Consider the following 12,487-nt stretch of genomic DNA (forward strand, 5'->3'; position numbering starts at 1 on the left):
CCAGACTTCGCATCCGCTCAGTCCGGCACCTCCCTCCCCGACAAGCGTGTACGGGACAGGCAAGGTAGGACTTAAACGTATTATATGAAAAAAACTAACTAGTAGTTGTCAACGAATTATCTAACCTATACATCCACGACGCTCAGCGTTTTAGCGAGTTGAATTTAGAATTAAGTATCATTTACAAGTGCAAGAATACTATTTAACTAAATTTTTTATATTTCAACTGAGGTAAAAAAATGACTAAAAAAGAACTCATACATAAAACTATAGAAACCTTGAATAAACTTCCGGAAGAAAAGGTCCAAGAAGTAGACGATTTTGCTTCTTCTATTTTAAAGAGACAGGAAGAAAATATTATATCAAAAGGTTTACAAAAGCTCTCTGAACATTCAGGTTCTTTTGATTTTTTGGAGGAGGAGGAAGTCCTTTACTCTGTTGAAGATCTTAAAGAAAGGTACAAATGAAAAAGGGAGATATCATTCTTGTACCTTTTCCTTTTACTGATTTAACCGGTGCAAAAAACCGTCCTGCTTTGGTATTATTTTCCAACAATCTTGATATAACCTTATCTTTTATTTCCACACAGTTAAAATGGGAAGAAAAGACGGATGTCTTACTCAATCCATCTCAAGAAAATGGATTAAAAAAGGAATCTCTTCTAAGACTTTCTAAAATTGCTACTATAGAAAGAAGCCTAGTCTTGGGTAAATTAGGAGAACTAAATTCATTTGATCTGAAAAAAGTGGATAAGAATCTCAAAAATCTGTTTGATATATAGCTTCTTCTAATTTCAACGTGCTAGGATTCTAACTGTTAAGGCATAATCCAATTATTTCTCTCAATATCCCCACAACGCAGAGCGTCTTAGCTAGTCGGGATTTGATGAAGCATTTTTGAGCTAACACCGGGTAATTGGTCGGTGTGAAAGATTATCATTGGAAACTTGATTATTGGGATTTTAGGATATCCATGATACACCTTGCTACGACGTCCTACGTCGTAGCAAGGTTTGTAGGGTGTACAATATCATTCTTTAATTTATCCAAACGGCTCAGCGAGCCGTGGCACGTATTTCGTTATTCTTCCTGTAGGTTTTCTTTTATTACGCGTTCCTGTACGTCATGAGGGACAGCTGCATAGTGAGAAAATTTACGGGTGTAAGTTGCACTACCCTGGGTCATTGATTTGAGTCGAGTTGAATAATGATCCAATTCTTCCAGTGGCACATGTGCTTTTATCTTCTGGATTGAACCTTCTCCGTCCATGCCTTGTATTTGTCCGCGCCGGGTGCTAAGGTCGCTCATTACATCACCCATGTGCTCGGAAGGCACGGTTACCACAATCTCATAAATTGGCTCCATGAGCTTAGGATTCGCTTTCATAAATCCATCTCTAAAGGCCATCAATGCAGCGGTTTTAAAAGCTGCTTCGTTTGAATCTACGGAATGCATGGAGCCATCGTATACCGAAACCCTGACATCACGAACCCGGCAGTCACTCATCGGACCATTTTCCATTTTCTCCATGATTCCTTTTATAATAGCCGGCATAAACCGGTTATCGATCACTCCGCCAACAATGCAATTTTGGAATACAAGTTTTCCTCCCCATTCCAGATCAATTTCCTGCACGTCACGCACTTTCATATCATCGGGAGTGCTCATGCCTTCTTCGTAAGGTTCAATGAGCATATTTACTTCGGCAAATTGTCCGGCTCCTCCCGATTGCTTTTTGTGTTTGTAGTGTGTTCGAACCCCTTTAGTGATGGTCTCCCGATATGGTATTTTTGGAGTCACAAATTCGACATCCAAATTAAATCGGTTTTTAAGTTGATCTTCAATAACCGACAAATGCTCTTCTCCCTGTCCATGGATAATAACCTGACGTAATTCCTGACTGTGCTCTATAACCACCGAAGGATCTTCGCGGTGGAGCTGGTGTAATGCGTGGCCCAGTTTATCCTCTTCTCCTTCCTTTTTCAGTTTAACCGCAGTTCTGATAGTTGTAGGAGGAAACTCTATTCCCTGTAACTCAACAGGATTACCTTTTTCATAGATGGTATCATTTACTTCGCCATCTTTAAGTTTTACAACCGCTCCTATATCCCCGGTTCGAATTTCGTTGATCTCAATTCGTTTATGTCCTTCCGTTAAAAAGAGGCTTCCCAGACGCACCGAGTTTCCATTTCTGCTGTTCACCAAATCCATACCCGGACGAATGTTTCCACCATATACCTTGAAATAGATCAGATCACCAACATGAGATTCTGAATGGGTTTTAAACAAAAACATCACCGGATTCCCATCAGGATCAAGTTCAAATTTTTCTCCATCTTTGGTTTTAGGCGGATTCCCTTGCAGCGGATTAGGTGCTACATCATCCAAGAAACCCATCACACGACCAGTTCCCATATTCAGTGAAGCACAAGAGCAGAAAAGCGGAAATATTTGTCCATTTACCAATGATATATGAAGCCCCTTTTCCATTTGTTCTTCATCCAGCTCGCCCTGTTCAAAGTAAATATCCATGAGCGTTTCATCATTCTCAGCAATGGTTTCCACCAGTTCCTGATGCAGTTTTTCAGCTTGAGTTTTAAGTGAATCAGGGATAGGCAATTTATCCGGTTTACCTCCTTCTTCAGGGAATTCATACATAGTCATTCGCAACACATCAATAATGGCATGAAAATCACTCCCTTCGCTGTATGGAAATTGAACTACCGTTACTTCACGTCCAAAATGCTCACGGGCTTCCTCTACGGTTTTCCAAAAATCAGATTGATCGGAGTCTAACTTATTTACCACAAACATGGATGGCACCGAATATTCCTGCACGTAATTCCATAAAGAATCTGTAGCTGTCTCTACTCCTTGTTCACTGTTAAGTACAAAAATGGCCGTATCTGCAATACGTACAGCACCCGCAACCTCCCCAATATAATCTGAAGTGCCCGGGGTGTCGATGAGGTTAATTTTATGTCCCCGCCAGTCAAGGTTTAAAAATGCTGAATGAATGGATTTACCCCTCTCTTTCTCCAAAGAATGATAATCAGACATGGTATTTTTTTCTTCAACTGAACCGCGCCTGTTTATGGCTCCGGACTCAAAAAGCATTGTTTCGGCCAACGTTGTTTTCCCGGAGCCTGAATGGCCCAACAGCACAACATTACGGATTCGGATAGGATTATAAACTTTCATAGGAAACTCCATTTGCTACTGTTTTATGTTGCCATCAAATCTCTAAAACACAAAATTGTAATATTTATAAGTCGAAAGATTCTATTCATTTCAACATTTTTTAGTGCTTTCATGATTTAGTGGCAGAATTACAGTGTGTTTTGATGAAAACAGATTTTAACTTCTGTACGCGCTAACTGCCCGCGTCACAAATTCAATGAACAGTACACATTCTATTTGAATGGAATGTGAAGAACAAAAATAAACGGTAGGACGAATAAATCAACATGAAAAAAATATTGCTGATACAAACCGGTGGAACCATTGCCATGAATGCAAAAGGTGCGGGGGTGGAACTTGATCCTGACAGGTGGTCGAAGGTGTTATATGAAGAAATTCCTGAACTGAATGAAATTGCGGCCATTACTACATTCCCATTGTTTTTTGAGGATAGCTCCGATTTGAATGCGTCCCATTGGATTAAACTTGCCAATTGCATTGAAGAAAATTACAAGAATTATGACGGCTTTGTGATTCTCCATGGCACCGATACCATGGCCTATTCTGCCTCTGCATTGAGCTTTGGGCTTAAGAATCTGGAGAAACCTGTCATATTTACCGGGAGCCAGTTACCTATGAGTACCATTCGCAGTGATGCACGCAGGAACCTTGTAAATGCTATTGAGTTGGCTACCATGGATTTTAAGGAGGTTGGCATTTGCTTCAACGATGCACTTTATCGGGGAAATCGTGCTACGAAGATGAGTATAGGTGATTTCGATGCTTTTAACTCCCCTAACTTCTCCCCTTTAGCTGATATAGGTATTCAAATTCAAACCAGAGTGCTTGAACATTTTAGACAGGGTGAATTTACTAACGAAGCCACTTATTCTGATGAAGTATTTGTCCTAACAGCACACCCTAATCTAAACCCGGCATTACTTGAGGGGTTGAATTTGGACCGAATCCGTGCTGTAATTTTGCGAGCATTTGGCAGCGGTAATTTTTGTGTGAAAGGGAAAAGCAGTCTACTTCCATTCTTAAACCGATGCAAGGACGCAGGTGTGGTAGTAGCTATCGTTTCTCAAGCCGATTTTGACTCAGTGGACTTGACACAATATTCTGCCGGCAGGGCTGCTCTAAAACACGGAGCTATTAGCGGCAACGACATGACCCTTGAAGCTGCCCTCACCAAGCTTATGTTTTTATTGGCACATTACGATTCCAAAACCGATATTGAGGAGTTGTTTCAGCAATCCTTAGTTGGAGAATTGTAAATAGGTGTTAGGTTTTAGATTCGTCTTGCACAAAAACCTAACAACTCATAACTAACACCTAAAACCTAACAAGATGTTTTTCATTTTTGATTTAGAGACCATTCCTGATATCGAATTTATCCGGCGGGTGTTGAACGACCCGGATTCTGATGAAGAAAAGTTACTCGAAAAAGCCAGTGAGGAACTTGCGAGAAATGCCTCCGGCTTTCTACCCCCCATGTACCACCGAATGGTTTCGTGGGTTGGACTTTGGATTGAGAATACCGGCGGTCCTAAGCATAAAATAGCCTGGAGCGGTGAAGATGAGAAAGAGGGATTACTGAAAATTTTTGATGCTATTGGCACCTATAAAGATTTTGGGCTCATTCACCACAACGGTAAAGGCTTTGATATTCCTGTTCTCACCTATCGTGCAATGAAGCATGGACTACAGATGCCAGTTCGCATGAACGATTATGACATCCGCTATCGATACAGCAAGCATAATGTTGACTTGGTTGATGAATTCAGTAACTACGGAGCCAGTTCATGGCCAAAGTTGAAGCACCTGGGACAACTCATTGGCATCCCATTCAAGCAAACCGGTGAGGGAAATGAGGTTTATGCCATGTACAAGCGTGATGAACTAGACTTGATTGAACACTATTGCTATGAGGATGTGATGGCTACGTACATCGTATGGCTTTACCACCAATTCACTGCCGGACACATTCCCGACGACCAATTCCAGAATTTAAAAGACCGAGCTATGAAGAAGTTGGAGGATATTCAAGCCGGTCCGCCTGGGTAGATACTATATACGCTCCGACGCAGAGCGTCAGGAGCGAATCGGTATCAAGGTTAGGAGATTAATTTAAATTAGAAGATTACTGAACTGCCATACACTGAAAGTGCAAAAGTTTGCATTCGTTTACCCATATGGCATCGGGAGTGAATTGAAAATTGGCGCAGCCGCTAATTCTTATCCCTCGTTCCTGACGCTCCGCGTCGGAACGAACTATTAGCCTCGATATCTCTCAATATCTACAAATCTTGTCGAATTACCATAGTAATCTCCATAGGAGGAATACAACCAGTCTGATTCCTTTTCCACTAAACCTGCTGTTACAGGATTGTAATGAATATAATTGATCTTCTGCTCCATGACTTTTGAAGAAAAGATCTGTTTTGGATGAAAACCTTCCGTCCAAAGCTGATACTCCCTATCAATTTTGGTGTTCACCCGTGCTTCCTTTAATCTATCAAGCCAGAACTCATTTTCCTCTTCTTTCAACTTGTCAATAGATTGGCGTGCTGCAAAAGATTTAAAACTGGAAACATATTTACTAAGATTCCTGCCTTGAGAAATAAAATGAAGATGATTTGGCATGATCACATAGGCATATATTGATATATTCCTTTCTCGGGATAAAAAGTTCAGCCCATCAATAATTACATTTATAAATCGCTTTTCCTTGAACAAACTATATCCGCCCACAATTGATGATGTAATAAAATAAGGATAACTCTCATCAAGAATCTTGTATCTGCTTCTGCCCATTTTTAATCTTTCTTTTTTATAGTAAGAGCAATTAGATATGAATTCCTTACAAAATATTTTACCCTTTGTTCGCTCCGACGCAGAGCGTCAGGAGCGAGTTGGGATTAGAGTACTTAGTTGAAGGCTTAGTCGAGCCAGTAATTTGCCTGCTCTTTTGTTTTTCTATATCAAGATAAAATGTCTCACTCCACCTTCTCTCGTTCCAGACGCTCCGCTTCGGAATGGAATAGATAATTACCACCCACCAACAAAAGTTAAATCATTTTAAACCAATCGAGCTTGGGAAACACATGAGGCATTCGATTGTTAGTTTGTTATAAAATTCCAAATAAAACTAAAATAATGCTTAAATATATCTTACCTGTACTAATTGCTCTCACTTTTTTGGCTTGCGGTTCGGAAGAACAAAACACTCAACAAACCAATCAAAACCCTCCCACTGAACAGGGTCAACCTCAATTTGAACCTAATCAACAAACCGCTGATATTGAGGTTTCTGATGAAGAATTAGAAAAATTCGCTGAAGTTTCCATTGCTGCCCAGCAAATTCAAATGCAGTCTCAACAAGAAATGATGACTATAATTCAAGAAGAAGAATTAGATGTACAAACGTATAACATCATTGCTGAATCTCGGTTTAATGGTCAATCAGATGATAGTCTTGATGTGACTGAAGAGCAGCTCGAGAAATTTGATTCCGCTTCAACTAAAGTTGAGGACGTTCAGCAAAGAGTTGAAGGTGAAATGATGGAAACTATTGAAAACGAAGGTATGGATACCGACCGTTTTATGGAAATCAACATGGCGCTGCAACAAGATCAAGAGCTGCAACAACGTGTTCAGCAAATAATGATGCAGAATATGCAGCAACAAGGTCAGGGACAAGGAATGCCACAAAACCAAGATCAATAACAGAAAATATCTTATTCATTAAAGGCGGACAAAGGAGTCCGCCTTTCTATATGCTGAAAATTCATTTTAAACAATTCGGTCGGGGTCACTGAAGTCAGGTACTTCTCCTCTATAACCAAATACAGTTTTTATAAGTTTTACCGACCATTCGCTTTGATTCTTGATATACCACTGGTCGGCAGCTCGTCTTGCACCCAATCCCCAAGTTGGATAAGGGTGAATCGTGTCTGCAATGCCCCGCATAGATACTCCATTTTTAATTGCCACTGCATATTCAGATATAAATTCGCCTGCATGAGCCCCTACCGCTGTTGCTCCTAAAATTTTACCTGATAACTTTTTGGCGAAAATTTTAACTAACCCGGTGGATTCTCCTTCTGCCAATGCCCGGTCAATTTTAGAATAAGGAAACCGGTAGGCTTCAAATTTCTCTCCTTCGTCCATTAGTTGTTTTTCAGTTTTCCCGACATGAGCTAATTCAGGATCGGTAAATGTGACCCACGAAACCATATCTTTTTCAATTTTCATTGGCACTAACTTGAGGAGAGCTTTGGTAGCGGCAATTTTGGCCATGTGCTCACTCATATGAGTGAATTGGTAACGGCCGGTTACATCCCCCGCTGCATAAATATGTCGTTTATTGGTACGGCATGACTCGTTTACGGTCACATTTCCTTTCTCAGTATTCACACCTGCAGCATCCAGGTTGAGCTTAGCCGTGTTTGCTCTTCGTCCGGTAGCCATTAGCAGTGCATCCCCTTCCAAGACCTCACTCCTTCCGTTTCTTTCAATGTGAACTTTGATTCTGCTTTCAGATTGTTCCACTTTTTGTACCGAAGCATCCAACTCATAATTCACGCCCTGCTTCTGAAGTTCATTTTTTAAAATCTCAACTAATTCCGGATCATCATTAGCCATTATTTGAGAAGCCATATCAGTCACCGTGACTTTGGAACCCAAATTCACAAAAGCCTGTGACATTTCTGTACCGATGGGCCCGCCCCCAATAATCAATAACTCTTTGGGCAGTTCTTCAATTTCAAACAAACTTTCATTGGTCAGGTAATCAACATCTTCAATACCGGGAATTGGAGGCACAAATGCCTTTGCCCCGGTAGCAATTATGAACTTCTTAGATGAAACTGTCTTCGAATTGCCCTCTTTATGCTGAACTTTTATGGTATGAGAATCCACAAATGAAGCCTCTCCAAAAACAACTTCAATTCCCATTTCCTCAAATATTTCCGGGCGATCGGCATCTTCGTACACTTCTTTGCGAACCTGATCCACATGCTGCATTACTTTTTTAAAATCGATCTTGGGTTCCCCATCTATCAATCCATAGTCTCCTGCCTCTCGAATATTTTTGGCAACTTTTCCGGCTTTGAGCAAGGTTTTGGAAGGAATGCAACCGGTCCATGTGCAATCGCCCCCGAGTTTATCGACCTCAACCATCATGGTTTTTGCGCCAAAATTTGCAGCCAATCCTGATGCTGTAAGCCCGGCTGCACCGCCACCGATCACAATCATATCATAATCAAACTTCGCCATATACTTCCTTTTTCTCTTTTGAGGGATAAACCGGAACAGATCTTACTTCATTTTACCCAAGGTATTAAATTGGCGGGAAATTTTAATCATGAACATCTATTCTTTAATTCTAATATAATCCCATCTCTTATCATTTTATCCACCTTATTTATTTACTTGAAATTATTAAGTATATGGCAAGTCAATAAACTAAAACACTCTGCACTTAAAGTGCAGGGTTTCAAACCCTTGTCTGGGACCAATAAAAGTCAGGTATTAAAAAAGCAGGTAAGGCATATCCCCTTACCTGCTTTAACTTAGGAGATTAAAGGAGACTTAAGCTTCAAATGTTTCTAATGCTTCAGGAGCTTCTTCATCGGTTTTTAACTTTAATAGTGCCTGTGCCGAAGCCAGATGGGCAACTGGCACTCTGAATGGTGAACAGGACACATAATTCAATCCGGTTAGATAGGCAAAATTAATACTGTCGGGATCTCCGCCATGTTCGCCGCATATGCCTACTTTTAAATCGGGATTGGTCATGCGTCCCAACCTAGTTCCTGCTTGCACAAACTGTCCGACTCCTTCTTCATCAAGTACCTGGAAAGGATCTTGTTTAAGTATTCCAGTTTCTATATACGAAGGCAGAAACTTGACAGCATCATCACGACTGAAGCCATAAGTAAGCTGTGTCAGGTCGTTGGTTCCAAAAGAAAAGAAGTCTGCATCTTCGGCAATTTGATCTGCTAAAATTGCGGCCCGAGGAATTTCAATCATCGTTCCTACTTTATATTCAACGGATATATCAGCTTCAGTCATAATTTCATTGGCTATTCGGTCAACCACTTCTCGCTGATTGCGGAATTCTTCCACACTGCCAACCAACGGTATCATGATTTCAGGAAGTACTTTTTGCCCTTGTTTGGAAAGCTCAATTGCAGCTTCAATAATTGCTCTGGTTTGCATTTCCGTGATCTCAGGATAAGTAATCCCTAACCTGCACCCGCGATGTCCGAGCATTGGATTAAATTCCTTCAGCTGGTCAACTTTCTTTTGAAGCATATCCGGACTTACGTCCAGTTCTCGTGCTACTTTTTTTATCTCACTCTCTTCTTGCGGAAGGAATTCGTGCAATGGAGGATCAAGCAGTCTAACGGTAACGGGCAATCCTTCCATTACTTCAAAGATTTCCACAAAATCCTGCTTTTGAAACGGCAGTAAGTTTTCAAGTGCTGCTACTCTTTCTTTCTCTGAATTTGCAATGATCATTTTGCGCATGTAGTTGATGCGTCCAGGCTTAAAGAACATATGTTCAGTACGGGCCAACCCAATACCCAAGGCTCCATAATTACGGGCTACTTGAGCATCTTCAGGGGTTTCAGCATTTGCCCGCACCTTCATTTCTTCTACCTCATCTACCCACTGCATAAGGGTTTCATATTCTTTGCCAAAATCCGGTTCCATCAGTTCTTTTTTACCCAGAATGACTTTTCCGTTATTTCCATCCAATGAAATCCAGTCTCCTTCCTTCACGGTTACCTCACCATTTGTGAAAGATTGATTTTTGTAGTTAATAACGATGTCTCCACAACCGGCTACACATGGCTTTCCCCATCCACGGGCTACTACAGCGGCGTGGCTGGTCATTCCTCCCCTTGAAGTCAATATTCCTTCAGACGAAGACATTCCTCCTACGTCTTCAGGACTGGTTTCAATCCTCACCAAAATAACCGGGCCTTCAGCATCTTCGGCTTTCTGAGAATCAAAAACCACTTTACCGACAGCTGCTCCGGGCGAAGCCGGTATTCCCTTCCCTATTATTTCCTTGTCTGAGAAGGAACTTTCTTTGAACTGTGGATGCAATAATTGCTCTATATGTCCCGGTTCCACTAAATTTTTAATTGCTTCTTTTCTGGTGATAATACCTTCGTTCACCATATCTACGGCAATTTTGACGGCAGCGGTACCTGTTCTTTTCCCGTTTCGGGTTTGCAGTATAAACAGATCTCCATCCTGGATCGTGAACTCAATATCCTGCATGTTTTTGTAGTGAGCTTCCAGCTTACGGGTATAACTCAGCAACTCATCATAAATATCAGGATTCCGGTTTTCTAACTCAGCAATAGCCTTGGGAGTTCTGATACCGGCTACCACATCTTCACCCTGTGCATTTATGAGATATTCCCCATACAACTTTGATTCTCCCGTTGCCGGATTCCTTGTGAAGCACACTCCGGTGCCGCTTGTCTCGCCCATATTGCCAAATACCATTGCCTGCACGTTCACCGCAGTTCCTATCAATCCGTGGATTTTGCTTATCTGGCGATATTTTTTAGCCCTTGTGCTGTTCCAGGAATTGAATACCGCATTAATGGCAAACTTAAGCTGCTCCATCGGTTCTGCGGGAAACATATGGCCGGTTTCTTTGCGATATATAGCCTTGTAGCGGTCAGTCAATTCTTTCAGGTGATCTGCAGATAACTCAATATCCTTTGAAACACCAACTTCTTCTTTCATACTTTCAATCGCTTCTTCAAATAACTCATGACTTACCCCCATCACGACATCCCCAAACATATCTATAAATCTTCGATAGCTATCGTATGCAAAACGTTCGTTGTTTGTTTTTTTGATGATGGCTTCTGCTACCTCGTCATTCAAACCTAAATTCAGAATTGTATCCATCATGCCCGGCATAGAAACTGCTGCACCGGAGCGAACTGAAATCAAAAGTGGTTTCTCAGGATCCCCGAATGTTAAATCCATCTCTTTTTCAAGATTTTTAATTCCTTCTTCAACCTGCTCCAAAAGCGTTTCGGGCCAGTTCATCTGATTATCAATGGTACTTTTACAAGCCTCTGTAGTAATTGTGAATCCCGGAGGAACAGGAATGCCTATGGTACTCATTTCGGCCAGATTTGCGCCCTTACCCCCCAACAATGATTTCAGCTTTTTATTACCATCCGTCACAGTTTTTCCAAAACGATACACGAATTTTTCAGGATAAGACATAAAAGTACCTCTCATATTTTTAATTATAATTACGGTTCTTATCCCGAAATGACACTTCCAATCAGACAATGCCTGTCCGGAGATCAGAACCGAACAGTATTAGTATGTCATTTTAATATGAAGTATTTATGTAGTGCGCTAATTTGTTACTATTCTTCTTTATCATCGGGGGTATTTACTCCATCATGAATTTTCTTTCTAACATTTTTAATGGTTGAATAGGCACCATAAATCACCATTAGTATCACAATTCCGTAAACCCAGAATGGGACATTTTTGCCGGCTATTATCAAATAAAGGTAAGCTGAAATAAAAAAGAATGTAGCCAATATCGTAGGTAATACGATTGATTTTTCAGCCCTATAGTTTTTTACTAACCATCCGATACTAAGCGTAAAAAATGGGATAGCTCCTACATAAATACTCCCAAATATGATTGGATTCACCCCGTATTGTTCCCCAAGACCTAAAAACCAGTCTTTTGATAATTCTATAAATTCAGCCATAAAACTTTCGTGTTTTTAAAAAGTGTAATACTTTTGATTTTTAATGCAATAATGAACCGTTTATTAACGATACTTGGTTATCCTAATTGATGAGATGAATTAACTAATCATTACTTGAAAAAATTCAGAAGTCATATTGCTTTAGTCTTCCTTGGTTTAGCCATGGGTGGAATGATGCTGTCTATGCTTCACTACCACAGTGATGGTTTGGAATGCTTAACCCACGCCAGCGAAGAACACTACGCTGAAAATGAGTTAGTTTGTCCTGTTGCAGGTATAATAGCTGTATATGGAACTGAAGCACAACCATCAGTGGATGCTTTTTTCCAAAGTAATGATATACTACTTGACTTCTCTCCTCTCTACCTATCAACTGATATATTTGTATCCTTATTGGGAAGAGCCCCACCATTTTTGGCTTAATCTATCTCACCTACATTACCAGTTTTCAAATCCGCCAAGCATGATTCTATTCATACAGTAGATCAGTTTATGCTTTTCGGTAAAATTTAAATCAAATAGATATCAATA

Annotated in this window: 11 protein-coding genes; 6 read left to right on the forward strand and 5 right to left on the reverse strand. The window is 40.6% G+C overall.

Translation table 11 applies throughout. The features are described 5' to 3' along the window. Positions 1 to 239: 239 nt before the first annotated feature. Positions 240 to 467 (forward strand): hypothetical protein, encoded by a 228-nt coding sequence (locus RI561_RS13410; RefSeq protein ID WP_395080755.1) that lies wholly within the window; start codon positions 240 to 242, stop codon positions 465 to 467. Next, positions 464 to 781, forward strand: coding sequence for a type II toxin-antitoxin system PemK/MazF family toxin (locus tag RI561_RS13415; RefSeq protein ID WP_395080756.1), 318 nt, complete (start codon positions 464 to 466; stop codon positions 779 to 781). The genes RI561_RS13410 and RI561_RS13415 overlap by 4 nt, the downstream gene beginning before the upstream one ends. Positions 782 to 1,079: 298 nt before the next feature. On the opposite strand, the gene RI561_RS13420 is transcribed toward RI561_RS13415, so the two are convergent. Further along, positions 1,080 to 3,200, reverse strand: a complete 2,121-nt coding sequence (locus tag RI561_RS13420) for an elongation factor G (protein WP_395080757.1) — start codon at positions 3,198 to 3,200, stop codon at positions 1,080 to 1,082. 266 nt (positions 3,201 to 3,466) lie between these two features. On the opposite strand from RI561_RS13420, the gene RI561_RS13425 reads away from it, so the two are divergent. Next, a complete protein-coding gene (locus RI561_RS13425; RefSeq protein WP_395080758.1) occupies positions 3,467 to 4,456 on the forward strand; it encodes an asparaginase in 990 nt (329 codons plus the stop codon). A gap of 73 nt (positions 4,457 to 4,529) precedes the next feature. Next, the gene (locus tag RI561_RS13430; RefSeq protein ID WP_395080759.1) at positions 4,530 to 5,246 is read left to right on the forward strand and encodes a ribonuclease H-like domain-containing protein; all 717 of its coding nucleotides are present in this window, start codon (positions 4,530 to 4,532) and stop codon (positions 5,244 to 5,246) included. Between the two features lie 210 nt (positions 5,247 to 5,456). On the opposite strand, the gene RI561_RS13435 is transcribed toward RI561_RS13430, so the two are convergent. Continuing rightward, positions 5,457 to 5,996: an REP-associated tyrosine transposase gene (locus RI561_RS13435; RefSeq protein ID WP_395080760.1), complete on the reverse strand. Its 540-nt coding sequence runs from the start codon at positions 5,994 to 5,996 to the stop codon at positions 5,457 to 5,459. Positions 5,997 to 6,338: 342 nt separating this feature from the next. On the opposite strand from RI561_RS13435, the gene RI561_RS13440 reads away from it, so the two are divergent. After that, positions 6,339 to 6,908 (forward strand): DUF4168 domain-containing protein, encoded by a 570-nt coding sequence (locus RI561_RS13440; RefSeq protein WP_395080761.1) that lies wholly within the window; start codon positions 6,339 to 6,341, stop codon positions 6,906 to 6,908. Positions 6,909 to 6,974: 66 nt separating this feature from the next. Here RI561_RS13440 and RI561_RS13445 read toward each other — a convergent pair whose 3' ends face one another. The 3 genes from RI561_RS13445 to RI561_RS13455 form a co-directional block, all read right to left on the reverse strand. After that, positions 6,975 to 8,459: a dihydrolipoyl dehydrogenase family protein gene (locus RI561_RS13445; RefSeq protein ID WP_395080762.1), complete on the reverse strand. Its 1,485-nt coding sequence runs from the start codon at positions 8,457 to 8,459 to the stop codon at positions 6,975 to 6,977. A 315-nt stretch (positions 8,460 to 8,774) separates the two neighbouring features. Then, positions 8,775 to 11,450 carry a pyruvate, phosphate dikinase gene (gene ppdK / locus RI561_RS13450; RefSeq protein WP_395080763.1) on the reverse strand — a complete coding sequence of 892 codons (2,676 nt, stop codon included), beginning with the start codon at positions 11,448 to 11,450 and terminating at the stop codon, positions 8,775 to 8,777. A gap of 149 nt (positions 11,451 to 11,599) precedes the next feature. Next, on the reverse strand, positions 11,600 to 11,956 hold the full coding sequence (locus RI561_RS13455; RefSeq protein ID WP_395080764.1) for a hypothetical protein: 357 nt from the start codon (positions 11,954 to 11,956) through the stop codon (positions 11,600 to 11,602). Positions 11,957 to 12,070: 114 nt separating this feature from the next. Between RI561_RS13455 and RI561_RS13460 the strand changes: the two genes are divergently transcribed. Beyond that, positions 12,071 to 12,379, forward strand: a complete 309-nt coding sequence (locus RI561_RS13460; protein WP_395080765.1) for a hypothetical protein — start codon at positions 12,071 to 12,073, stop codon at positions 12,377 to 12,379. The last annotated feature ends 108 nt before the right edge of the window (positions 12,380 to 12,487 follow it).

The sequence above is a fragment of the Gracilimonas sp. genome (assembly GCF_031581265.1).
In the GTDB taxonomy this organism is placed as follows: domain Bacteria; phylum Bacteroidota; class Rhodothermia; order Balneolales; family Balneolaceae; genus Gracilimonas.

Coding starts and splice junctions, on each gene's coding strand:
- RI561_RS13435 (WP_395080760.1), bottom strand. CDS start 5,996: ATGGGCAGAAGCAGATACAAGATTCTTGATGAGAGTTATCCTTATTTT.
- RI561_RS13425 (WP_395080758.1), top strand. CDS start 3,467: ATGAAAAAAATATTGCTGATACAAACCGGTGGAACCATTGCCATGAAT.
- ppdK (WP_395080763.1), bottom strand. CDS start 11,450: ATGTCTTATCCTGAAAAATTCGTGTATCGTTTTGGAAAAACTGTGACG.
- RI561_RS13445 (WP_395080762.1), bottom strand. CDS start 8,459: ATGGCGAAGTTTGATTATGATATGATTGTGATCGGTGGCGGTGCAGCC.
- RI561_RS13430 (WP_395080759.1), top strand. CDS start 4,530: ATGTTTTTCATTTTTGATTTAGAGACCATTCCTGATATCGAATTTATC.
- RI561_RS13415 (WP_395080756.1), top strand. CDS start 464: ATGAAAAAGGGAGATATCATTCTTGTACCTTTTCCTTTTACTGATTTA.
- RI561_RS13455 (WP_395080764.1), bottom strand. CDS start 11,956: ATGGCTGAATTTATAGAATTATCAAAAGACTGGTTTTTAGGTCTTGGG.
- RI561_RS13410 (WP_395080755.1), top strand. CDS start 240: ATGACTAAAAAAGAACTCATACATAAAACTATAGAAACCTTGAATAAA.
- RI561_RS13440 (WP_395080761.1), top strand. CDS start 6,339: ATGCTTAAATATATCTTACCTGTACTAATTGCTCTCACTTTTTTGGCT.
- RI561_RS13420 (WP_395080757.1), bottom strand. CDS start 3,200: ATGAAAGTTTATAATCCTATCCGAATCCGTAATGTTGTGCTGTTGGGC.